Source organism: Haematobacter sp., assembly GCF_032102465.1.
In the GTDB taxonomy this organism is placed as follows: Bacteria; Pseudomonadota; Alphaproteobacteria; order Rhodobacterales; family Rhodobacteraceae; genus Haematobacter.
This window is the reverse complement of record NZ_DAMDHB010000013.1, coordinates 84954-105262: the sequence shown is the minus strand read 5'-3', so window position 1 is coordinate 105262 and position 20309 is coordinate 84954. Positions and strand designations below refer to the sequence as shown.

Here is a 20309-nt window from a genome sequence, read left to right as displayed (position 1 = left end):
TGACTGGCCGGCAGAAGTCCGGAATCCCTGGCCGACTTCATTGGAATCCGCACCTATGGCTTCACCGCCTCGGTCCGAAATACCGGGCAAACCCCCGGACGGCGCTTTCGGATTATGGCTGAAATCTTCGTTCGTGAGCACCTTGAGAAGGGCGGCCACAAAGATCACCTTCGACATACTTTCACGAGTTCATACTACAGCGGCCCTCAGGCGGGCGCAGAGCGGACCCTGAGCGTCGGAAATCTTCCTACAGTGATGGCTATACACAAGGCAGTCGCCTTGGATAACGAAACAAACACGATGCGTGTTCTTATCGGCGTAGTCGGTGTCCTTGAATACGAAACTGTATTCGACGAACACCGGGCGGTCGATTTCGAGTTCGCCACTGATGGCTATCGTATAGGGGACTATATAAAAAGAAGACGGACGGACAACGGCCCCAAAAGTATTGACCTTCAACAGAGCTCAGTCGGCTTTGGCCGCCCAGGAGAACCCGAGGAAATCGACGACTAACCAACTACTCTATGGACCATGACCTGTCGCGGAACGGTGTTGTGTCAACACACTCGGTCGGCTCTATCTCCCTTTCCAATTCTGCGATCCGGCGATTCATACGCCGCACCTTTACCTGTAGCTCGCTGAGTTGAAGCGCCAATGCCAACACCTGCTTCGTCAGGTTGAGCTCGCTCGCTTCAGAGAGGCCCTCATTCTGTTCTGCTGTGGTCACAGCCCCCTCCTTCACCGAGGGGGCTTTTTCATGCCGCCCTCACGCGCCGCCGCCCGGCGCCGGCAGGGTGATTCTGGCATACAGTCGCTCGTCATGTAAACTGACATAGGTTTATTGTCCTATTTTTTATCTTGACGTAGGTTTTTTAACCTATATTCTCCTCATCGAACACCCGGACACTTTGTCTGCCCCGATGGAGGATCACCATGACGACACCCATCGCCATTCACCCCGCTGCCGTGGCCCATGCACGCCGCGCCGTGACGGATACCGATCTCGCCGCCCGCCTGCCTGAGGACCTGCGCACCGAGGCGTGGCACATCCTGCTGGACAACCGCCGCGCCATGCTCACCGCCGGAAGCCCGGTCCCGGCCTGAACCCCAATCCGCAGCCACCTGTCCCGGCTGCGGTCCCGCGCCAACCACTCTCGGTCCCCGGCGCGTACCTTCCCGGCCCGCCATCCCCCCGGATACCAACAGGCGGGCCGGGATTTTTCCCTCAAACACGATTGGAACGCGTGATGTCCGATCCCTTTGCCGACGATCTTGCACGCGCCCGCGAATTCAACCTGTCAGCGGACGAGTACATTCAGAATCTCCCGGATAGCCTGCGGATTGCTGCTGTTTACGGCGGGCCGGTAAGCCTTCTGATCACGCCGCACTGCGCCCTCCGCCTCGCCAGCCGGCTTGAACAGGCGAGGGAAGCAAAGCTGGTCGTCGTACAGCCTGCAACCCGGGGCGAGGAATTGATCGAGGCCTTCTGGCGCCGCCTCTGCGGCTTTGTCGCCATCGCCCTGATCGCCATCACTGCCGCACAGGCCGCTTTCGCCCTGCTGGAGCTGGTCAGATGACCGCAAGGAGCACCACAATGTCCGATCCCGTTACGGCCCTCGTGCCGCTGTCCGATCTCTATATCCACCCGCTCAACACCCGAAGTGCGCCACCTGATGCGGAGATCGCGGCGCTGGCCGACAGCATCGCGCAGCTCGGGCTGCTGCAGAACCTGTCGGGCTTCCGCGATCCCGTCGGGAAGCTGGGCATCGATCCGATGGCCGTAGAAACCCGCATCGGCATCGTCGCCGGCGGGCGGCGCTTGCGGGCATTGCAGCTGCTGGCCGGGCGCGACGGGCGCGACGCCGACGCGGTAACGGTTCCCGTGCTGTTGACCGAGAATGAGGACACCGCCCGCCTCTGGGCCAGCGCCGAAAACGCGGCCCGCCGGCCGCTGCACCCGGCCGATGAGGTCCGCGCCTATGCCCGAATGAGTACCACCGGCGCCGATCCGGCCACCATAGCCAAGGCCTTTGCCGTGACGGAGCGGCACGTCCGCCAGCGCATGACACTGGCCACCCTGCCCGCCGCAGCGCTGGACGCACTGCGCGGCAATCAGATCACGCTGGATCAGGCCGGCGCGCTGACCTCCGCACAGTCGGAAGAGGCGCTGCTGGCTGAGCTGCGCCGGGTGCTCACCACAACATGGGGGATCAGCGCGGCCGACATCCGCCGCAACCTTGCCCCGCGCGGCGTCCGGCTGGATGACCGCCGGGTCAAATGGCTGGGGCTCGACACCTATCGCAGTGCCGGCGGCGCAATGCGGGAGGATCTGTTCAGCGACGATGTCGCGCTGCTGGACGAGGCACTTTTGGACAAGCTCTTCCGCGAGCGCCTGGAGGAGTTTGCGGCACTTCAGCTTTCAGAGGGATACGCATGGGCTAAGGTCCATGCCGAAAACGCGTGTCTGCCCTACGACGTCACGCAGGACCTGCTCAGGGTGGACATGATCCCTGTGGATCTTCCGGAGGCGGATGCCGAGGAACTGGAGCGCCTGCTCGAATCCAGCGATCTGACCGATGAGGAAATCGAACGGCTGAACGAGTTGGAGAAGCGCTCCGAAGGTGACATCTCCGATGAAGATCGCGCGACGTCGGGCGTCTACATCTATGTCAACAGCGAGGGTCAGCTGATCCTCAGCGGCCCGTGGCGGGAAAAGGAAGCGAAGCCGCAAACCGAGGACGTCGCCGACACGTCCAAGGTGGAGAAGCTGTCCAACTCTCTCGTGGAGGATTTGCACCGCATCCGCCGTCTCGCCATCCAGACAGCGCTGCTGGAAAAGCCGGAACTTGCGCTGGACCTGCTCACCGTTGCGCTGACCGCGCCGGTCTGGAACTGGGATCGCCCGCTCGCGATCAGCCTGTCACCGGAAGAAATCATGCCGGAGAAAGCGGATGCGACAACGGTGGATGACCGGCTGGCCGACGCCGTCAACAAGGGCAGTGCCGGAAGTACCGACCTCTCCCCTGCGCATCTGCTGGACATCCAAGGCATGGGCAAGAAGGCCCGCAACGCCCTACTGACGACGGCGCTCGCCCGGCTCTATGAGCCGCAGGACGGGGACTTTGCGGCGCTCGTGGCAAAACTCTCCGGGGCGAACATCCGGGCGTGCTGGACGCCGACGGCCGAAAACTACTTTTCCCGCCTGCCGGTGGCGCGGCTCGATGCGATCTGGGCGGAGCTGGTCCCGGGCGGCGGGCCGGACGGAGACGGCTGGCTGTCCATGAAAAAGGCGCTCAAGGCCAAGGACCTCGACCGCCTGTTCCGCGATCAGGATTTCCGCGACGCGCTGTTCCTGACGAAGGAGGACGGCAAGCGGATCGAGGCATGGCTGCCCGCCGAACTGCAGTGGCCATCGGAGGCCGAGGCGCCATCAGCCCACGAAGAAGCCGCCTGATACCGCTGAAGAAAGCCCCATCAATCTAGTACGGGATCATTGCGATGATGCGTTTTTTCCTGCTTTCAGCGGGCTTGATGCTCGCACCCTCTGCACAGGCTGGCGAGGCCGACCGCTGCCTTGCCGTGGCCACGATGGCGCTGCGCGCTGCCTCCGCTGCTGAGGCGGGCATATCGCTGCCAGACTTTGCCGCGACCGTGCCAGACCCGTCCCGCACCGCGACCGGCATCATCCTCGTCGCCTACGGCCTCTACATCATCGGCGGGGACGCGCCGCGCATGATCGCCGCAGAGATTTACGACGGATGCATGGGGGAGGATGCGTGATGGCTGACAAGCCCATCCTGTTCTCCGCCCCCATGGTGCGCGCCCTCATCGAGGGACGAAAGACCCAGACGCGGCGCTTGGCCAAGATCACCACCGTCATGGGGGCTGAGCCGTATCGTCTGCGCTGTGCCGTCGGCGACAGACTGTGGGTCCGGGAGTCGTTTGTTACCGGATTCGACATTGATGACCAATACGGCAGGCCGGTCGGCAACAGAAAAGCGTGGTATCGCGCGACCGAACTTCATCTCACCTGGTATGATCCGGATAGCGAGTCCACGCTGGACAACCCGCCATGGAAGCCCTCCATCCATATGCCCCGATGGGCCTCCCGCCTCACGCTGATCGTTACGGATGTGCGCGTTCAGCGGCTGCAGGACATCACGGTCGAGGACGCGCTGGCCGAGGGCGTGCAGAAAACCGACGAGTATCTGGACATGCCGCGCATGGCATTTCGGGCGCTCTGGGACAGCTTGCACGGCCCCGGCGCGTGGAACGATAACCCGTGGGTCTGCGCGCTGACATTTGACGTCCATCGCCGCAACATCGACCAGATGGAGGTGGCACAATGATGCGCCTCGGCCATATGCTCGAACTCATCCCCAGCACTCTGGCGGGCGTGGCGATTGGTCTGACAATCACGCAGACCATCGCAGACACGGCAGGACCGAGCGATTTTCAGGTCATATACCTGCCCTCCGGGGAAACCTGCGGATCGCAATCCGCATGGCCTGTGGATTTCAGCGGACTGCGCCAGCCGCCCAGCACGTTTGTCTATGTGCCGCCCGAACCGCGCCCGCCGATTGTCGTTAATCCGCCGAGCGGTGGAGGTAGTCATCACCCTCGCCCGCCTGCGCCGCCTGCCCCCTCGCCTGTGCCGACCCCGGCACCCGGGGGACTGCTCGTAGCGGCTATTCTTGCCCTTATCCTCTGGAGGTCAAAATGGGCCTGATCCGACGTCTCTGGGCGCGCTGGCAGCACGACAACCGTATGCGCGAGCTTATCAAATCCTGCACCCCCGAATACGATCATCACAGCGATGCGTGGTATCTCTCTCCCGGCATGCCGATCAATGAGGAGCATATCCGCATCATTAAATCCGACCCGTGGCTGACCGTGCACTGGCCCCCGTATCTGCGGGCGGAATACGGGCTGCTGACGCTGGAGCAGATGCAGCGTGATTATGAAAAATGGCAGGATGAGGTTTGGTGATGAGGGACGAAAACGACAACCGCCAGAGACGGAACGACCTTATCGCCAAAGTCCGCGCCCTCCGCGCCAAAGCGGGAGATGCCGCCGCCTCTGAAGCTGAGGCAGAGGCGGCGGCGCGCCGGGCGGCGAAACTCATCGCGGAGCAGCGCCAGTCGTTACTGCAGGCGAATGATGGACCCGCGAATGGGTAGACATGCCGAGCTGTCTTTCGCCCCGCGCCTCATGGGCGCCACAGAGGCGGCATCGTACCTCGGGATCAGTGAGACTACTCTGCGGGGACTTGGCATCCCGCGTCGCATTCTGGGCGGACGGAAGCTCTATGACCGACTCGACCTGGATGCCTATGCTTCCGAACTGCCGACAGAGAGCGAATCGGAAGAGGTCAACACGTGTCAGGGCAAGTTCGGACGGACGCGGTGACGCTTAAGCACATTCAGACCGTCCGCCGCGCCGGAAGAATATACCGATACCTTCGCGTCCCCGGTCAGCCTCGCATCAAGTTGCCTGATGTTGCACCCGACGACCCAGCCTTTCTTGCAGCCTATGTGGAGGGATTACGCGCGGCGCCCAAAGCGGTACGTGCGCCCTCTGGCACAATCTCTGCCGCAATAGAGAGCGCTATGCGCAGCGCAGCCTACCTTGAGCTCTCGGCGGGCTATAGGGCGATCCTGCGCAGGCATCTGGAGGCAATTCGCGAACAGGCCGAGGACGCGATGATGCGCCACCTTCGGACCGACGATATTCAGGCCGACCTTGTACCCCTCACTCCCGTGCAGGCACGCGATCGTATGAAGGCGTGGCGCTTCCTGTGCGGCCAGTCTCTCGGCAAAACGATCAGGACCGACCCGAGCGAAGGGGTGCGCCGCCCTGATGCACCCAAGCTGAAGGGACACGAGCCGTGGACGATCGACCACATTGAGGCGTTCCGGGCGCGCTGGCCCATTGGCACCGTCGCTCGCGCGGCGATGGAGCTGCTCTATTGGACGGGCGCCCGGCGTAGCGATGCAGTGATGCTCGGAAGAGGCATGGTGGACAAGGCCGGGGTGCTCACTTTTCGTCAGGCCAAGACGGGAGAGGAGGCCTACATCCCGTGGACCTGCGCCCTTCCTGATCACGCCATCGAGGGCGAGGCGGACAGGGGCATGATGCACGAAGCGATTATAGCGATCTCAACGGGACACATGACGTTCCTCGCGACGAAGCAGGGAACGCGATCAAGCAACGCGATCGGCAATCTGATATCGGGCGCTGCGGAGAAATCTGGATTCGATCGAAGCGCACATGGGCTGCGGAAATCTCGGGCGATCTGGCTGGCCGAACATGGCGCCTCCGCACACCAGATTGGCGCTTGGACAGGCCATCAGAGTCTCGCAGAGATCACGCACTACATAAAGCGCGCAGACCGGCGAAAAGCCGTCATGGGAACGGACCCGAAACGCCTTGCTGTAAACTCGGAAAATCCTGCTGTAAAATCGACAGCAAGTAGTTGATTTTCTTATGTTTCTGGAAACAGTGGTGAGCCCAACAGGATTCGAACCTGTGACCCACTGATTAAAAGTCAGTTGCTCTACCAACTGAGCTATGGGCCCACTCTGTGAGGCGGGTAACTAGAAACATGTGGGGGCGGGGTCAAGGGCAAAACCGACGTGGCACTGGCAAAAAGTGCAGGGCTCGCGTATATCGTCGCGCATGAAGGACAACAGCACCCCCGACGGACTGCCGTTCATGAAGATGCACGGCCTGGGCAACGATTTCGTCGTGATCGACGGTCGAGGCCGGACGGCGCATGTCACGCCGGAACTGGCGCGCGCGCTTGGCGACCGGCACCGGGGGGTCGGCTTCGACCAGCTTGCGGTGATCGAGGCGGAGGACGGCGTCGATGCGCGGCTGACCTTCTGGAATGCCGATGGCTCGCTTTCCTCCACCTGCGGGAATGCCACGCGCTGCATCGCGCGGTTCCTGATGGACGAAACCGGCAAGGCGCGGCTGGCACTCCGGACGGAGCGCGGGCTGCTCACGGCGGAGGATGCGGGCGGCGGGCTGACCCGCGTCAACATGGGAGCGCCGTTGCTCGACTGGCGGGAGATCCCGCTGGCGGAGGCGATGGACACGCTTCACCTGCCGATCGAGGGGGATCCCGTGGCAACCGGCATGGGCAATCCGCATTGCACCTTCTTCGTCCCCGATGCAGAGGCGGTGGAGCTGGAACGGCTTGGGCCCCGGTACGAACACCACCCCCTCTATCCCGAGCGGACCAACGTGGAATTCGTGAGCCTGCTCGGCCCGGACGCCATCCGGCTGCGGATATGGGAACGCGGAACGGGCGTGACGCTCGCCTCCGGCTCCTGTTCCTGCGCGGCGGCGGTGGCGGCGGCGCGGCGCGGCCTGACGGGACGGCGCGTGTCGGTTCATGTCGATGGCGGCGTGCTAGAGATCGACTGGCGCGATGACGGGGTGTGGATGACAGCACCGACAGCCTATGTGTTTGACGGGGTGCTCACCCCGGCCTTTCTCGGAGCCCTGTGATGGATGCCCGCGCGCCGATCTTCGCCACTCTCGGCTGTCGTCTGAACGCCTACGAGACGGAGGCGATGCGGGAGCTGTCGGCCGCCGCCGGGCTCGACAATGCGGTGATCGTGAACACCTGCGCGGTGACGGCAGAAGCGGTGCGCAAGGCCAAGCAGGAGATCCGCCGCCTGCGCCGGGAAAACCCGGATGCAGCGGTGATCGTCACCGGCTGCGCGGCCCAGACGGAACCCGAAACCTTCGCCGCGATGCCGGAGGTGACCCGTGTCATCGGCAATCACGAAAAGATGCAGGCCGACACCTGGCGCGGCATCGCGCGCGCTCCCGATTTCATCGGCGAGACGGAGCGTGTCACGGTCGATGACATCATGTCGGTCCGGGAAACCGCCGGTCATCTGATCGACGGTTTCGGCCGCCATCGCGCCTATGTGCAGGTGCAGAACGGCTGCGACCACCGCTGCACCTTCTGCATCATCCCCTATGGCCGGGGCAATTCGCGCTCCGTCCCGGCAGGCGTGGTGGTGGAGCAGATCAAGCGGCTGGTGGATCGCGGCTTCAACGAGGTCGTGTTGACGGGCGTGGACCTGACGAGCTGGGGGGCGGACCTTCCCGCAGAGCCGCGGCTCGGCGATCTGGTGCAGCGCATCCTGCGGCTTGTCCCGGACCTGCCGCGCCTGCGCATCTCCTCCATCGACTCGATCGAGGCGGATGAGGCGCTGATGCAGGCCATCGCCACGGAGCCGCGCCTGATGCCGCATCTGCACCTGAGCCTGCAGGCGGGCGACAACATGATCCTGAAGCGGATGAAGCGCCGCCACCTGCGCGACGATGCAATCCGCTTCTGCGAGGACGCGCGCCGCCTGCGCCCTGACATGGTGTTCGGCGCCGACATCATCGCCGGTTTCCCAACGGAGACCGAGGAGATGTTCGCCAATTCGCTGAAACTGGTGGACGACTGCGGCCTGACCTTCCTGCATGTCTTTCCCTATAGCGCCCGCAAGGGCACGCCCGCCGCCCGCATGCCGCAGGTGGACGGACGGTTGATTCGCGACCGCGCCGCCCGGCTCCGCGCCCGGGGGGATGAGCGCCTGCGCCTCCATCTGGCGGAACAGGCGGGCCGGGAGCACAGGGTCCTGATGGAGAACCCGCGGCTCGGGCGGACGGAGCAGTTCACGGAAGTGCGCTTTGCGACCGATCAGCTGGAGGGTCAGATCGTGCCGGCTCGGATAACGGGCCATGACGGAACGCGGCTGACGGCCTGACAGGCTGACAGGCTGATGAAAAAAGCTTTGAAGTATCGTGTCCGTGCTCTGGAAACTGGAAAATCGGACCTCGGAATGACCAGAAACATGTAGATTTCCGGTTGGATTCGTCAGATTTCCACTCCAACGCCGACACGAAAGCCTTTTTCATCAGCCTGCTCATGTCCGGCTGCGGGCCGCCGGCGCGCGTGGGAGGGCGCGGCCTCCTGCGGATGGAAAGGTGATAGCAGCGTCACCGCCCCGCCATAGTGATCGGAGCGCTCTCCGGGAGCAGGCCAAGCGCAGGCATTGCCGGGCCTGCTCCGGCAGCGGAGGCGACTCGGAGCCCCGGCTCTCGCGGGCGCCGCGCTGGCCATGAGATGTCGCTCCAAATGCGTCGGGACGAGCGTAAAGCATTGTGGGTGCCCCTCTGAGGCTGACTACCCATCCGGATCGACAGACCCGTGCACGGCGGCCAGCAATCGCGCGGCCGGAATAGCGGACACCGGAAAATGCTCGCGGCTACGCACCGGCGGACCGCAGGTTGCTCCAAGCACCCGAAGCTACCACCACGTGACCGGAACCGGCAGGACGTCACCGCAGCGCCGGAGCCGGGGGATCATGCCCCTGTGGACCGGGGCGATCTCCGGGCATTACAGCTAGCCTATCCTGATGGCCGCCTCCCGCGCGCGTGGAGCGAAACAGCCGGCGGATCGCTGACGCTGTGCGGCAAGCGCGGCATGGCGCGGGCAGCCTTGCGGGCACTGGATCCCTGCCCCGCGCTCGCCTAGGCTCCGCGCGAGCCAGAACGGATGGAACCCATGCGCCTTTACTACAGCCCAGCATCCCCCTTTGCCCGCAAATGTGTGGTTACCGCCACGGAACTCGGAATCACCGGGCAGGTGGATCGCGTGACCGTCGCCACCAATCCGCTGGGCACGGGAGAGACACCGATTCCCGGCAATCCTCTGGGCAAGCTGCCGACGCTTGAGCGGGACGACGGGCCTGCGATCTATGACAGCCCGGTGATCTGCCGCTATCTGAACACGGTTGCGGAGGGCACGCTCTATCCGGTGGGAGAGCGGCTCTGGACCACGCTCACGCTCGAGGCGCTGGCGGATGGCATCATGGATGCGGCCCTGCTCATGGCGCTGGAATACCGGCTCCGGCCGGAGGAACTGCACTATGGCCCCTGGCTGGAGGGACAGTGGCAGAAGGTGTCCCGCGCGCTCGATACGCTGGAAACCCTGTGGATGAGCCACCTGCACGGGCCGCTCGACATCGGCCAGATCGCGACGGGCTGCGCGCTCGGATATCTCGACCTTCGTCACGGAGCGCGGGACTGGCGGGCGGGGCGGCCGCAACTGGCGCACTGGTTCACCGGCTTCGACCAGCGGCCCGCCATGGAGGCGACGCGCCCCTGACAGTTCACAGGCGCCGCTGTTGCACAAGGCTCGCGCTTGGCAACGAAAGCGGGATGCCTTCTGGACGCACGGATATTTGACCGTTAGAAACCTTGCAGGCGACCCCGGGGACAACCCGGGGGCGACAGCATGTGCTGACGGCTAGGTAGGGAGGATTCCGTGTCCCAAGCAGAAGATCATACGACGAGCCGAAGGGATTTCCTCTTCTACGCGACGGGGGGTGCGGCGGTCGTGGCAGGGGGCGCGGCGGTCTGGCCGCTCGTCAACCAGATGAACCCCTCCGCGGATGTGCAGGCGCTTTCCTCCATCCACGTCGATATCGCCAATGTGGCGGAGGGCACGCAGCTCACCGTCAAATGGCTGGGCAAGCCCGTGTTCATCCGCCACCGCTCGCAGGCCGACATCGAATCGGCCCGCGGGGTGGAGATGTCGCAACTCGTGGACACCAATGCCCGCAACGCCAACAAACCGTCGGATGCGCAGGCGACCGACCAGAACCGCGCGCTGGACGATGCGGGACAGTGGCTCGTGATGATGGGTGTCTGCACCCACCTGGGCTGTGTGCCGCTCGGCAACGGCGCGGGCAATTTCGATGGCTGGTTCTGCCCGTGCCACGGCTCGCACTATGACGCCGCGGGACGCATCCGCCAGGGACCGGCGCCGGAAAACCTGCACATTCCCGTCGCCGCCTTCACCGACGAAACCACCATCAAGCTCGGGTAAGCCAGATGTCCGGTATTCCCCACGACCATTATGAGCCGAAGACCCGCTTCGAGAAGTGGCTTCACACCCGTCTTCCCGTCGTGTCGCTGATCTATGACACGATCATGATCCCGACCCCCAAGAACCTCAACTGGATGTGGATCTGGGGGATCGTGCTGGTCTTCTGCCTCGTGCTCCAGATCGCGACCGGCGTGGCGCTGGTGATGCACTACACGCCGCATGTCAGCCTCGCCTTCTCCTCCGTCGAGCATATCATGCGTGACGTGAACGGCGGCTACATGCTCCGCTATCTGCACGCGAACGGGGCGTCGCTGTTCTTCGTCGCCGTCTATCTGCACATCTTCCGCGGCCTCTACTACGGCTCCTACAAGGCCCCGCGGGAGGTGACGTGGATCATCGGCATGCTGATCTACCTCGCCATGATGGCCACGGCGTTCATGGGCTATGTGCTTCCCTGGGGGCAGATGTCCTTCTGGGGCGCCACGGTGATCACCGGTCTGTTCGGCGCGATCCCCGGCATCGGCGAGTCGATCCAGACCTGGCTTCTGGGCGGGCCTGCGGTGGACAATGCCACGCTGAACCGCTTCTTCTCGCTTCACTATCTGCTGCCCTTCGTCATTGCCGGTCTGGTGATCGTCCACGTCTGGGCCTTCCACACCACCGGCAACAACAACCCGACCGGGGTCGAGGTGCGGCGCGGTTCCAAGGAGGAGGCGAAGAAGGACACCCTGCCCTTCTGGCCCTACTTCGTCATCAAGGATCTGTTCGCGCTCGTCGTGGTCCTGCTGGTGTTCTTCGCCATCGTGGGCTTCATGCCGAACTACCTCGGCCACCCGGACAACTACATCGAGGCGAACCCGCTCGCCACGCCCGCGCATATCGTGCCGGAATGGTACTTCCTGCCGTTCTACGCCATCCTGCGCGCCTTCACCGCGGATGTCTGGGTCGTGAAACTTGTCCACTGGGTGACCTTCGGCATCGTGGATGCCAAGTTCTTCGGTGTGCTCGCCATGTTCGGCGCGATCGCGGTCATGGCGCTGGCGCCGTGGCTGGACACATCCTCCGTCCGTTCGGGCCGGTTCCGGCCGATGTTCAAATGGTGGTTCTACCTGCTCTGCGTCGATTTCATGGTGCTGATGTGGGTGGGGGCCATGCCGGCAGAGGGGATCTACACCTGGATTTCGCTCATCGCCGCGACCTACTGGTTTGCGTACTTCCTTGTCGTCCTCCCGCTGCTCGGCGTGATCGAGAAGCCGACTGCCGCACCCGCGACCATCGAGGAGGATTTCAACGAGCATTACGGCAAGCCTGGCGCACGGCCCGACCTGTCGATCCCGAGCGATCATCCGGCGGAGTGAGGAAGACATCATGCTGAAGAAACTCGCGCTCGCCACGGTCGCCACCCTCGCCCTCGCCAGCCCGCTCATGGCGGCGGAGGGTGGGCATGTGGAGGACTTCTCCTTCTCCTTCGAAGGTCCGTTCGGCGCCTATGACCGGATGCAGCTTCAACGGGGCCTGCAGGTCTATACGGAGGTCTGCTCCGCCTGCCACGGCATGAAGTTCGTGCCGATCCGCTCGCTCTCCGACCCCGGCGGCCCGGCGATGCCGGAGGATCAGATCCGCGCCTATGCCGCGCAGATGACGATCACGGATGCCGAAACCGGGGAGGATCGTCCGCGCACGCCTGCGGATCACTTTCCGCCCCACCAGCTTCCCAACGCCCCTGACCTGAGCCTCATGGCAAAGGCCCGGGCCGGGTTCCACGGGCCCTACGGGCTGGGGATCAACCAGATCGCGAAGGGCATCGGCGGGCCGGAATACATCGCCTCGCTCCTCACCGGCTATACGGGCGAGGAGAAGGTGGAGGCGGGCACCACCTTCTACGAGAACCATACCTTCCCCTCCGGCTGGATCGCCATGGCACCGCCCCTTGCGGACGGTCAGGTCACCTTTGCCGACGGCGCGCCGAACGATGTGCGCGCGATGGCGCAGGATGTGGCCGCGTTCCTGATGTGGGCCGCGGAACCCAAGATGATGCAGCGCAAGACGGCTGGCTGGACGGCGGTCATCTTCCTCGCATTGCTGGCGGTGCTGCTCTACCTGACCAACAAGCGCATCTGGGCGCCGGTCAAGAAGGCCGCGAAGGACGCCTACAAGAAGGTCTGACCGGGACCGGACATGGACACAAAACGCGCGCCCCCCCCCGGGGCGCGCGTTTTCATTTCCGCCGCTGGCCGAGATAGCGTGCGAGAGCACTGGGCGGATCGGCCAGCAATGCCGCCGTCGGGCGCGGGGGAAAGGCCGATCCGCTGTCCACGACGATCACCTCATCCGCCAGCCGCTCCGCATCGGCGGGATCATGCGTCACCATCAGCACGGTCGCCGCGGTCTCTGCCGCGATGCGGACGACAAGGGCCAGCATCTCCTCCCGGAGGGCGGGGCCGAGCGCGGCAAAGGGTTCGTCCAGCAGCAGGAGCGGCCGCCGCCGCAGGAGCGCGCGGGCAAGCGCCACCCGCCCCGCCTGCCCGCCGGAAAGTGCTGCGGGTCTGCGCGCGCCCAACCCCTCCAGCCCCACATCGGCAAGGGCCGCGGCGACCTGCCGCCGCTCCGGTTCACCAAGCCGCAGATCCGGGCGGAGACCCAGCCCGACATTCTGGCTGACGGTCAGATGTGGGAAAAGGTTGTTGTCCTGAAACAGCACGGTCATCGGCCGGGCACCCGGACGCAGCCCCCCGATATCCTCACCCGCCCAGAGGATGCGGCCCGAAGCGAGCGGCAGGAACCCCGCGATCGCGTTCAGCAGCGTGGACTTTCCCGCCCCCGACGGCCCCATGACCGCGACCCGCCGCCCGGCCGCCACCGTGAAATCGGCAGAGAGAACGAAGTCGCCCTGCCGTATCGTGACCTGTTCAAGCCTCAGCACCGCGTCCCATCCTGTCGATGATCCAGAAAATCCCGAAGCTCAGCGCAAGCAGCAGCACCGCAGCCGCCGAAGCCTCCGCCATCCGGTAGGCGCCCATCAGCCGGTAGATCTGCAAGGGCAGGGTCGCCTCGTCCGCGCGGGCGAAAAGCGCGATCACCCCCAGATCGCCCATGGAGAGCGCCGCCGCCAGCCCGCCCGCAAAGCAGAGCGGCCGCCGAAGCCGCGGCAGCGTGACAAGCCGGAGCCGCGACACCCCGCGCATCCCGAGGCTCTCCGCCAGACGGGCATAACCTGTCTCCTCCGCCCGGACGGCGGGAAGCAGGATGCGAAAGGCAAAGGGCAGCGCCATCACCGCATTGACCGCCGCCGTGACACCGAGCGACAGCCGCGCCGGATCGACCAGCGGGTTCAGCAGGATGAACAACCCCGTGCCCATCACCAGAGAGGAAGAGGCGAGCGGCAGCATCCCCGCCGTCTCCACCCATCGCCGGCGCGGCGACGCGAGCAGGGAGAGCGACAGCGAGAGGAGGAGCGTGAGCAGTGCAGACCCCACCGCCACAACCAGCGAGCGCCCCGCCGCCCGGAAGACGCTTGCGGAAAGGCCGGGCAGACCGCCCGCCCCTTCCATCACCAGCGCCAGAAGGGGGACGAGCAGAAAGACCGCCGCCCCGCCGATGGCCAGCGTGTCGAGCACACGCGCCATCGGCCCCGCCGCATCCCAGCGCTGCACCGGCCGGTCAAGGCCGGTGCCGAAGCCGGAGGGCACGGAGATCACCGCAGCAACCACCGCCGCCATGGCGCAGATGCCGAACTGCACGAGCGCGAGCAGCGCCGCACGCCCGAGATCGAAGTCGAAACCGAAGGCCTGATAGATGGCAAGCTCCACCGTCGTCGCCCGTGGACCGCCCCCCAGCGTCAACGCCACGGCAAAGGAGGTGAGGCAGACAAGGAAGATCGCCAGAAACGCGCCCGGCAACCGCTCCCTCAGCATAGGTCGCTCCAGATGCCGCCGCATGTCCGCCGGACGGAAATCCAGTGCGGCGGCAAGGCGGAAGCGTTCCGCCGGTATCGCGAGCCAGCCCTCCAGCAGCAACCGGGTGGCGAGCGGCAGGTTGAAGAACACATGGGCAAGGATCACCCCCTGCGGTCCGTAGATCGACACCGGCGGCAGCCCCATGGCCGCGAGCGCCGCATTCACCAGCCCCGCCCTGCCAAAGACGGAGACGAGGCCCAGCACCGCCACGATCACCGGCAGCAGAAACGGCGCGCCCAGCAGGGTGATGAGCAGCCCCCGCCCCGGAAATCGCCGCCGCGCCAGCGCGCGGGCGACCGGGATGGCAAGCAGCACGCTCACCACCGCGGAAATCAGCGCCTGACTCACGGTGAAGCGGATCGCAGCCACATCGCCCGGCCGCAGCGCGGTGAACCCTCCGGCCGTTATCGCCACGGCCAGCAGCGTGCCGAGCGTCAGGCCCAGAACGAGGGCAAGCGCCGCCCCCCCTGCCAGAAACCTCACCGGCTGAGCGCCCCCAGCCATTCGTCCAGCGCCGCGTCACGTATGGAGCGGGCCTCCTCCGGCGTGAAGATCAGCGCGCGTTCGGGGATGGAGAGCTTCTCGAAGCCTGCCGGGAGCCCCCCCGCCGGGATGATGGCAGGATACATCCAGTTGGTCGTGGGCAGCACAGCCTGCGCCGCATCCGAGAGGAGGAAGGACAGGAAACGGCCAGCCAGTTCCTGCTCCTGGCTGCTGGCCAGTCGGGCGGCGACTTCCACCTGCAGGTAATGCCCTTCGGCGAACATCGCGGCGGCCTTGGTATCGTCCTGCTCCTCGATGATGTGATAGGCGGGCGAGGTGGTATAGGAGAGAACCATGTCCGCCTCTCCCTTCAGGAACATCCCGTAAGCCTCCGACCAACCCGGCGTCACGGTGAGGACATGGGGCGCAAGCCCCTTCCAGATCTCCGGCGCCCGGTCGCCATAGGCCGCCTTTACCCAGAGCAGCAGCCCGAGGCCGGGCGTGGAGGAGCGCGGATCCTGGAGGATCACCTTGAAGGAAGCGGGCCTGTCGATCAGCGCGGGGAAGCTGTCGGGCGGGTCGGAAAGCTTCGTGCGGTCATAGACGAATGCGAAATAGCCCCAGTCGAAGGGCAGGAAGGTGTCATCCCCCGCCTCCACCGGCAGGTCGAGCGCGACATGGCCCAACCCGTGCGGCGCGAACAGGCCCGATTCCCGCGCGGCATCGATCAGGTTGTTGTCCAGACCGACCACCACGTCGGCGGGGCTTCGCGTGCCCTCCAGCCGCAGCCGCCCGAGCAGCGAGGCCCCGTCGCCCGCCGTCACGAAATCAACGGTGCAGCCGCACTCCGCCTCGAACAGGGCCTTGATCTTCGGCCCCGGCCCCCATTCCGAGACGAAACTGTCGTAAGTATAGACGGTGAGCACGGGCGCCGCTGCCACCCCTTGCCCCAGAAACCCTGCGAAAACCGCGGCGATCAATCCAAACCGCATGACGGCGCCTCCATTTTGGGGCAACAGCGTCGGACCTTCCCTCCGCCGGTGCTGACCGGATCAGGTTCTACGGGTTCGCGCGATGCGTCTCAGCCGGATGGCACCCCGAGGTGAGGTAAAGGATAACCCTTCCCGCAGAAAAGGCAAAGTGCCCTTCCGATCACGGCAGGACGGGCCTAGAATGGCTCGCCTGCATGAAGGAGGTCACAGGCTGTCAAACTCCTCTCCCAAGCAACAGAGCCTCGTGATGGCGATGCTCGACACGATCGACCGGGCGAACCTGTCGCTCGCTGCAGGAGGCGTTGCCTTCTTCACGGTCTTTGCGATGTTTCCCGCTGCCAGCGCGCTCATCTCCGTCTGGGGATCGTGGCAGGATCCCTATGTCATTCAGGAGCAACTGGAGTATTTCCGGGAAATCGTTCCGCCCGCCGCCTTCGAGATCATCCGTTCGCAGGTGACTTCGCTGGTGGAGACGAATTCGGGCACGCTGGGCTGGGCCACGCTCATCTCCTTCGCCGTGGCGCTGTGGTCAGCCATGGCGGCCATAGACGCGATGGTCAGGGGTCTCAACGCGATCTATCGCAAGCCGAACCCGCACAGTGTGATTGCCTATCTGGTGTCGATCCTGCTCACCCTGACCTTTACCGCCACGGCGCTTGTAGCGTTGACGGTTGCAGTGGTGCTGCCGATCCTGCTGACGTTCTTCCACATCCCGCTCATGGAAAACATCGCCTTCAACCTCGCGCATGTTCTCGCCTCCACGGGGATCGTGCTCGGGGGCATATGGCTCCTTTACCGCATCGGGCCGAACTGGCGGGGGAGCAAACCCGGAAACCTGCTGCCGGGGACGTTGCTGGCCGTGGTGCTCTGGGCCATCGCCTCGCTTGGTTTCACCTATTTCCTGACGAACTTCGGCCGCTACAACGAAATATACGGGTCCATCGCGGCAGTGATGATCCTGCTGATGTGGCTGTATCTTTCCGCTTATTCCGTGCTGCTCGGCGCCGCGCTCAATGCAGAAGTCCGGCGCAGGCGGCTTTCGAGTGCGAGAGAACACGCCGCGCAGCTCAATCTGGAGCCGCGCGGCGCGGATGTTCAATAAAGGTCGCGCGGCCCTTAATAACGGTCGCGCGGCGGTGGGGGGGGTGGCGGCGCACCGTTCCGCGACCGCAGGGCCGAATCCAGCCCGAAGAAGAATGCTTCCATCAACGGCGGAACGACGGACGAGCCAGACGCGAATGCTCGCGCAGGGTCACGCGGGCCCGGGCCGACGCCACCGGGCGGCGGAGCGTCATACGCCCGTACGCCCGGCGTTCCGGGATGTGCTGCCCGGTCACGGTTTCTGCCGACCAGCAGCACGATGATACCCGCGAGAATATAGGCCAGCGCCACGCCAAGGGCCGCTGTCAGCGCATTGCTCTGCCGCTCGATGAACAGCCAGAGCGCCGCTGTCAGGAATGCGATACCGACGCAGAAAAGCACCCCTGCAACCAGCGAGAAGAGGGATTTCCGCGCCGCGTCGACGGCAGCCTCCTTCACACCGGCGGTCAGCTGCTCCAGCATGGTCAGCGGCGCGACAGAAGAAGGCCGAACAGGAAACCGGCCCCGGCCGCGACGCCAAGCGCGGTTGCCGGGTTTTCGCGCACCATTTGGCTCGTCTGATCGCTGAGCTGATAGGCGCGGTCCTGCATGTCCGCGACCTTCTGCTCACCACGCTCGCGCAGGGCCTGTGCTTCGGAACGGGCGGCGTCCGCCACCTGTTGACCCTTGGCGCGACCCAGCTGGGCAAGTGTTTCCGTGATGGCCACCATATCGGCCTTGAGGGAATCAAGCTGGCTCGACAGCTCGGCCATCGAGGGTTCGGTCACTTCTTGTTCGACTTCCGTACGGGCCATCTGCCAGCTCCTTCGACTGCATTTCTCCAACGATCGACACTACGACCGCGCACTTTGCTAACGCAGAGTTACCCGCCACGGTTCCATTCGGGAAGCGTCGATAAGAAGGGAACCACAAAGCTCATTTACAGGTTGTAAACACAATAACGCCACTTGGCGTAAAATTGAAAGGGAAGGGAAAACCTCATGCTCTACTGGGCTCTTGTCTTTCTGGTCGTCGCCATAATTGCAGGGGTTTTCGGCTTCGGCGGAATAGCCAGCGCATCTGCCGGCATCGCTCAGATCCTGTTCTTCATCTTTCTGGTCCTGTTTATCGTCGCCCTTATCGCGCGCGCGGTCGGCGGGCGTACGCCCTGATAAAAAGGGCGACGGTGTGATCCGTCGCCCTTCTGACCGCTTCCCGAAGATCAAGAGATCTAGACGCGCATGTCCTCGGTGGACGCAAAGAACATCGCCTGACTGACCGCAGACCGCACCTGCTCCTCCGAATAGGGTTTCGTGATCAGGAAGGCTGGCTCCGGTCGCTCGCCCGTCAGCAGACGCTGCGGGAAGGCGGTGATGAAGATCACCGGAACATCGCCAAGAATTTGCAGAAGCTCGTTGACCGCATCGATGCCGGAGGATCCATCCGCGAGCTGAATATCCGCAAGGATGAGATCGGGTCGATCCTTCTGGCCCAAGGCAACGGCGGCATCGCGGGTTCGCGCATTGCCCGTCACGCGGTGGCCCATTCCCGTCACGATCGAATGGATATCCATCGCGATGATGGCTTCATCCTCGATGATCATGATCTTGCCGAGGACGGATTCTTCCATCTCGTTCAGAGCGGTCGTGAGCAGCTCTTCCGCTTCTGCAGGCGAAATCTGCATGATCTCGGCGATTTCCTCGAAGGAAAACTCCTCGACCGTGCGAAGCAAAAGGGCCTCGCGCGTATTTCTGGTCAGGGTGCCCAGATGCACCTGCGCCCGCCGTTCCAGAACATCGCCCACGGCTTCGGCAATCGGAGCGCCTGCGCTGGACCAGATCAGGTGGAAGGCACGGAACAGCGCCACTTTCGGGGAAAGCGCGCCCTCGAAGACGCTTCGGTCTTCAAGGATGGCCTCCAGCGTCGCAGCCGCATAGGCATCCCCGGTTGTCTGGCTACCTGTCAAGGCACGGGCGTAGCGGCGCAGATACGGAAGCTGCTCTCCGATCCGTTGGGCGAGGTCAGCCTGCGTCTTTGTCATGATGTCTCCGAAGATTCTTCCTGTGCAGTTGGAACCGAACGCGCTTCCAGACGTTTTGTTCCCGCGCAACGACTAGAAAATGACGTCAGGATCAAGCCTTCATCATGACAGACAAACCCAAGGAAGCGACTCTTCGCCTCCAGATCGATGAGAACTTGCGACGAGTTTATCAGGAGAAAGTGGAGGAAGCGATTCCCTCACGTCTGATGGATTTGCTGAGCAGGCTGAAGGACCAGGATCAGGCAGTGGGTTCCGCAGTGCGTTCTGACGAAGAGTCCTCGCGATGAAGGCCACCCTCGCCGATCCGAGGGACGAACTCGTCCAGCATCTCCCCGCTCTTCGTGCTTTCGCTCTCAGCCTTGCTCGCAACGGCGCGGCGGCGGACGATCTGGTTCAAGACACGATCCTGAAAGCCTGGACCAATATCGACAAGTTCGAGATCGGAACCAACCTCCGCGCGTGGCTGTTCACCATTCTGCGCAACACCTTCTATTCCAGCCGTCGCAAGGTCAGCCGGGAAGTGGCGGACAGCGATGGTCTCCACGCTGCCCGACTGGCACAGAAGCCCGATCATGACGGTCGTCTTGCGCTTGCGGATTTCCGCACGGCTTTTGCCCAGTTGCCCGATGAGCAGCGTGAAGCACTAATCCTTGTGGGCGCCTCCGGTTTCTCCTACGAGGAAGCGGCGGCGATGTGCGCCTGTGCTGTCGGCACGATCAAAAGCCGGGCCAATCGCGGCCGCAAGCGGCTGTCCGAGCTTCTGCACCTGCAGGATGGTGAGGAATTCGAATTGACGGACCGGGCTACGCTGGCGGTGATTTCATCTAAGGCCGCCCACGGCTGAGGCGCTTGAG

General features: G+C 64.3%; 27 protein-coding genes, 1 tRNA gene and 1 riboswitch. Of the genes, 20 read left to right on the top strand and 8 right to left on the bottom strand.

Annotated features, from left to right (window positions below; translation table 11 throughout):
• Positions 1-255 precede the first annotated feature (255 nt).
• The gene (locus RT513_RS10545) at positions 256-513 is read left to right on the top strand and encodes a hypothetical protein (protein ID WP_035708956.1); all 258 of its coding nucleotides are present in this window, start codon (positions 256-258) and stop codon (positions 511-513) included.
• A 4-nt stretch (positions 514-517) separates the two neighbouring features.
• Here the strand turns inward: RT513_RS10545 and RT513_RS10540 are convergent, their stop codons facing one another.
• A complete protein-coding gene (locus tag RT513_RS10540; RefSeq protein WP_088217291.1) occupies positions 518-727 on the bottom strand; it encodes a hypothetical protein in 210 nt (69 codons plus the stop codon).
• Positions 728-933: 206 nt separating this feature from the next.
• Between RT513_RS10540 and RT513_RS10535 the strand changes: the two genes are divergently transcribed.
• The 9 genes from RT513_RS10535 (at position 934) to RT513_RS10495 (ending at position 6479) form a co-directional block, all read left to right on the top strand.
• The gene (locus RT513_RS10535) at positions 934-1104 is read left to right on the top strand and encodes a hypothetical protein (protein WP_156969579.1); all 171 of its coding nucleotides are present in this window, start codon (positions 934-936) and stop codon (positions 1102-1104) included.
• Between the two features lie 143 nt (positions 1105-1247).
• A complete protein-coding gene (locus RT513_RS10530; protein ID WP_035708959.1) occupies positions 1248-1577 on the top strand; it encodes a hypothetical protein in 330 nt (109 codons plus the stop codon).
• 17 nt (positions 1578-1594) lie between these two features.
• Complete coding sequence (locus RT513_RS10525; RefSeq protein WP_035708961.1) at positions 1595-3454, top strand: ParB/RepB/Spo0J family partition protein; 1860 nt, start codon at positions 1595-1597, stop codon at positions 3452-3454.
• A 44-nt stretch (positions 3455-3498) separates the two neighbouring features.
• Positions 3499-3780, top strand: coding sequence for a hypothetical protein (locus RT513_RS10520; protein ID WP_035708963.1), 282 nt, complete (start codon positions 3499-3501; stop codon positions 3778-3780).
• Positions 3780-4349 carry a hypothetical protein gene (locus RT513_RS10515; RefSeq protein WP_035708964.1) on the top strand — a complete coding sequence of 190 codons (570 nt, stop codon included), beginning with the start codon at positions 3780-3782 and terminating at the stop codon, positions 4347-4349. The genes RT513_RS10520 and RT513_RS10515 overlap by 1 nt, the downstream gene beginning before the upstream one ends.
• Positions 4350-4719: 370 nt before the next feature.
• Complete coding sequence (locus RT513_RS10510; RefSeq protein WP_035708966.1) at positions 4720-4989, top strand: hypothetical protein; 270 nt, start codon at positions 4720-4722, stop codon at positions 4987-4989.
• Positions 4989-5180 carry a DUF2786 domain-containing protein gene (locus RT513_RS10505; protein ID WP_088217292.1) on the top strand — a complete coding sequence of 64 codons (192 nt, stop codon included), beginning with the start codon at positions 4989-4991 and terminating at the stop codon, positions 5178-5180. The genes RT513_RS10510 and RT513_RS10505 overlap by 1 nt, the downstream gene beginning before the upstream one ends.
• Entirely contained in the window at positions 5173-5409 is a 237-nt protein-coding gene (locus tag RT513_RS10500; protein ID WP_035708969.1) for a helix-turn-helix domain-containing protein, read from the top strand. The genes RT513_RS10505 and RT513_RS10500 overlap by 8 nt, the downstream gene beginning before the upstream one ends.
• 200 nt (positions 5410-5609) lie before the next feature.
• On the top strand, positions 5610-6479 hold the full coding sequence (locus RT513_RS10495; RefSeq protein WP_242685188.1) for a tyrosine-type recombinase/integrase: 870 nt from the start codon (positions 5610-5612) through the stop codon (positions 6477-6479).
• Between the two features lie 23 nt (positions 6480-6502).
• Here RT513_RS10495 and RT513_RS10490 read toward each other — a convergent pair.
• Positions 6503-6578, bottom strand: a tRNA-Lys gene (locus tag RT513_RS10490).
• A gap of 100 nt (positions 6579-6678) precedes the next feature.
• Between RT513_RS10490 and dapF the strand changes: the two genes are divergently transcribed.
• From dapF to RT513_RS10460, 6 genes are all read left to right on the top strand, one after another.
• Positions 6679-7515 (top strand): diaminopimelate epimerase, encoded by an 837-nt coding sequence (gene dapF / locus RT513_RS10485; RefSeq protein ID WP_290685713.1) that lies wholly within the window; start codon positions 6679-6681, stop codon positions 7513-7515.
• On the top strand, positions 7515-8777 hold the full coding sequence (mtaB, locus tag RT513_RS10480; RefSeq protein ID WP_290685711.1) for a tRNA (N(6)-L-threonylcarbamoyladenosine(37)-C(2))-methylthiotransferase MtaB: 1263 nt from the start codon (positions 7515-7517) through the stop codon (positions 8775-8777). Before dapF ends, mtaB begins: the two co-directional genes overlap by 1 nt.
• 800 nt (positions 8778-9577) lie before the next feature.
• Positions 9578-10180, top strand: a complete 603-nt coding sequence (locus RT513_RS10475) for a glutathione S-transferase (RefSeq protein ID WP_290685709.1) — start codon at positions 9578-9580, stop codon at positions 10178-10180.
• Positions 10181-10339: 159 nt separating this feature from the next.
• On the top strand, positions 10340-10903 hold the full coding sequence (petA, locus tag RT513_RS10470) for a ubiquinol-cytochrome c reductase iron-sulfur subunit (protein WP_035741682.1): 564 nt from the start codon (positions 10340-10342) through the stop codon (positions 10901-10903).
• Between the two features lie 5 nt (positions 10904-10908).
• A complete protein-coding gene (petB, locus tag RT513_RS10465) occupies positions 10909-12261 on the top strand; it encodes a cytochrome b (protein WP_088215260.1) in 1353 nt (450 codons plus the stop codon).
• 10 nt (positions 12262-12271) lie between these two features.
• Positions 12272-13069, top strand: coding sequence for a cytochrome c1 (locus tag RT513_RS10460; protein WP_088215259.1), 798 nt, complete (start codon positions 12272-12274; stop codon positions 13067-13069).
• Positions 13070-13121: 52 nt separating this feature from the next.
• Here the strand turns inward: RT513_RS10460 and RT513_RS10455 are convergent, their stop codons facing one another.
• From RT513_RS10455 to thiB, 3 genes are read right to left on the bottom strand one after another with little or no spacing between them, the layout of a single operon-like run.
• The gene (locus RT513_RS10455; protein WP_290685703.1) at positions 13122-13826 is read right to left on the bottom strand and encodes an ATP-binding cassette domain-containing protein; all 705 of its coding nucleotides are present in this window, start codon (positions 13824-13826) and stop codon (positions 13122-13124) included.
• The gene (locus tag RT513_RS10450) at positions 13813-15363 is read right to left on the bottom strand and encodes a thiamine/thiamine pyrophosphate ABC transporter permease ThiP (RefSeq protein ID WP_290685701.1); all 1551 of its coding nucleotides are present in this window, start codon (positions 15361-15363) and stop codon (positions 13813-13815) included. The genes RT513_RS10455 and RT513_RS10450 overlap by 14 nt, the downstream gene beginning before the upstream one ends.
• On the bottom strand, positions 15339-16334 hold the full coding sequence (gene thiB, locus RT513_RS10445; protein WP_290685699.1) for a thiamine ABC transporter substrate binding subunit: 996 nt from the start codon (positions 16332-16334) through the stop codon (positions 15339-15341). Before thiB ends, RT513_RS10450 begins: the two co-directional genes overlap by 25 nt.
• A gap of 20 nt (positions 16335-16354) precedes the next feature.
• A riboswitch (TPP riboswitch) is annotated at positions 16355-16452 on the bottom strand.
• Positions 16453-16515: 63 nt separating this feature from the next.
• On the opposite strand from thiB, the gene RT513_RS10440 reads away from it, so the two are divergent.
• Complete coding sequence (locus RT513_RS10440; RefSeq protein ID WP_290685697.1) at positions 16516-17436, top strand: YihY/virulence factor BrkB family protein; 921 nt, start codon at positions 16516-16518, stop codon at positions 17434-17436.
• A 14-nt stretch (positions 17437-17450) separates the two neighbouring features.
• Here RT513_RS10440 and RT513_RS10435 read toward each other — a convergent pair whose 3' ends face one another.
• Together RT513_RS10435 and RT513_RS10430 are read right to left on the bottom strand one after the other, a co-directional pair.
• A complete protein-coding gene (locus RT513_RS10435) occupies positions 17451-17897 on the bottom strand; it encodes a phage holin family protein (protein WP_290685695.1) in 447 nt (148 codons plus the stop codon).
• A 2-nt stretch (positions 17898-17899) separates the two neighbouring features.
• Positions 17900-18229 (bottom strand): YqjD family protein, encoded by a 330-nt coding sequence (locus RT513_RS10430; RefSeq protein ID WP_088213670.1) that lies wholly within the window; start codon positions 18227-18229, stop codon positions 17900-17902.
• 186 nt (positions 18230-18415) lie between these two features.
• On the opposite strand from RT513_RS10430, the gene RT513_RS10425 reads away from it, so the two are divergent.
• Positions 18416-18586 carry a DUF1328 domain-containing protein gene (locus RT513_RS10425; protein WP_035741697.1) on the top strand — a complete coding sequence of 57 codons (171 nt, stop codon included), beginning with the start codon at positions 18416-18418 and terminating at the stop codon, positions 18584-18586.
• A gap of 59 nt (positions 18587-18645) precedes the next feature.
• Here the strand turns inward: RT513_RS10425 and RT513_RS10420 are convergent, their stop codons facing one another.
• A complete protein-coding gene (locus tag RT513_RS10420; RefSeq protein WP_088213669.1) occupies positions 18646-19455 on the bottom strand; it encodes a response regulator in 810 nt (269 codons plus the stop codon).
• A gap of 104 nt (positions 19456-19559) precedes the next feature.
• On the opposite strand from RT513_RS10420, the gene RT513_RS10415 reads away from it, so the two are divergent.
• Positions 19560-19742: a NepR family anti-sigma factor gene (locus tag RT513_RS10415; RefSeq protein WP_290685689.1), complete on the top strand. Its 183-nt coding sequence runs from the start codon at positions 19560-19562 to the stop codon at positions 19740-19742.
• On the top strand, positions 19739-20299 hold the full coding sequence (locus tag RT513_RS10410) for an RNA polymerase sigma factor (protein WP_088213667.1): 561 nt from the start codon (positions 19739-19741) through the stop codon (positions 20297-20299). The genes RT513_RS10415 and RT513_RS10410 overlap by 4 nt, the downstream gene beginning before the upstream one ends.
• The last annotated feature ends 10 nt before the right edge of the window (positions 20300-20309 follow it).

Coding starts and splice junctions, on each gene's coding strand:
- RT513_RS10450 (WP_290685701.1), bottom strand. CDS start 15,363: ATGGCTGGGGGCGCTCAGCCGGTGAGGTTTCTGGCAGGGGGGGCGGCG.
- RT513_RS10440 (WP_290685697.1), top strand. CDS start 16,516: ATGGCTCGCCTGCATGAAGGAGGTCACAGGCTGTCAAACTCCTCTCCC.
- RT513_RS10545 (WP_035708956.1), top strand. CDS start 256: ATGGCTATACACAAGGCAGTCGCCTTGGATAACGAAACAAACACGATG.
- RT513_RS10535 (WP_156969579.1), top strand. CDS start 934: ATGACGACACCCATCGCCATTCACCCCGCTGCCGTGGCCCATGCACGC.
- RT513_RS10425 (WP_035741697.1), top strand. CDS start 18,416: ATGCTCTACTGGGCTCTTGTCTTTCTGGTCGTCGCCATAATTGCAGGG.
- RT513_RS10430 (WP_088213670.1), bottom strand. CDS start 18,229: ATGGCCCGTACGGAAGTCGAACAAGAAGTGACCGAACCCTCGATGGCC.
- RT513_RS10415 (WP_290685689.1), top strand. CDS start 19,560: ATGACAGACAAACCCAAGGAAGCGACTCTTCGCCTCCAGATCGATGAG.
- RT513_RS10505 (WP_088217292.1), top strand. CDS start 4,989: ATGAGGGACGAAAACGACAACCGCCAGAGACGGAACGACCTTATCGCC.
- RT513_RS10510 (WP_035708966.1), top strand. CDS start 4,720: ATGGGCCTGATCCGACGTCTCTGGGCGCGCTGGCAGCACGACAACCGT.
- RT513_RS10435 (WP_290685695.1), bottom strand. CDS start 17,897: ATGCTGGAGCAGCTGACCGCCGGTGTGAAGGAGGCTGCCGTCGACGCG.
- mtaB (WP_290685711.1), top strand. CDS start 7,515: ATGGATGCCCGCGCGCCGATCTTCGCCACTCTCGGCTGTCGTCTGAAC.
- RT513_RS10460 (WP_088215259.1), top strand. CDS start 12,272: ATGCTGAAGAAACTCGCGCTCGCCACGGTCGCCACCCTCGCCCTCGCC.
- RT513_RS10515 (WP_035708964.1), top strand. CDS start 3,780: ATGGCTGACAAGCCCATCCTGTTCTCCGCCCCCATGGTGCGCGCCCTC.
- RT513_RS10520 (WP_035708963.1), top strand. CDS start 3,499: ATGATGCGTTTTTTCCTGCTTTCAGCGGGCTTGATGCTCGCACCCTCT.
- RT513_RS10500 (WP_035708969.1), top strand. CDS start 5,173: ATGGGTAGACATGCCGAGCTGTCTTTCGCCCCGCGCCTCATGGGCGCC.
- RT513_RS10475 (WP_290685709.1), top strand. CDS start 9,578: ATGCGCCTTTACTACAGCCCAGCATCCCCCTTTGCCCGCAAATGTGTG.
- RT513_RS10525 (WP_035708961.1), top strand. CDS start 1,595: ATGTCCGATCCCGTTACGGCCCTCGTGCCGCTGTCCGATCTCTATATC.
- dapF (WP_290685713.1), top strand. CDS start 6,679: ATGAAGGACAACAGCACCCCCGACGGACTGCCGTTCATGAAGATGCAC.
- thiB (WP_290685699.1), bottom strand. CDS start 16,334: ATGCGGTTTGGATTGATCGCCGCGGTTTTCGCAGGGTTTCTGGGGCAA.
- RT513_RS10420 (WP_088213669.1), bottom strand. CDS start 19,455: ATGACAAAGACGCAGGCTGACCTCGCCCAACGGATCGGAGAGCAGCTT.
- RT513_RS10530 (WP_035708959.1), top strand. CDS start 1,248: ATGTCCGATCCCTTTGCCGACGATCTTGCACGCGCCCGCGAATTCAAC.
- RT513_RS10410 (WP_088213667.1), top strand. CDS start 19,739: ATGAAGGCCACCCTCGCCGATCCGAGGGACGAACTCGTCCAGCATCTC.
- petB (WP_088215260.1), top strand. CDS start 10,909: ATGTCCGGTATTCCCCACGACCATTATGAGCCGAAGACCCGCTTCGAG.
- RT513_RS10495 (WP_242685188.1), top strand. CDS start 5,610: ATGCGCAGCGCAGCCTACCTTGAGCTCTCGGCGGGCTATAGGGCGATC.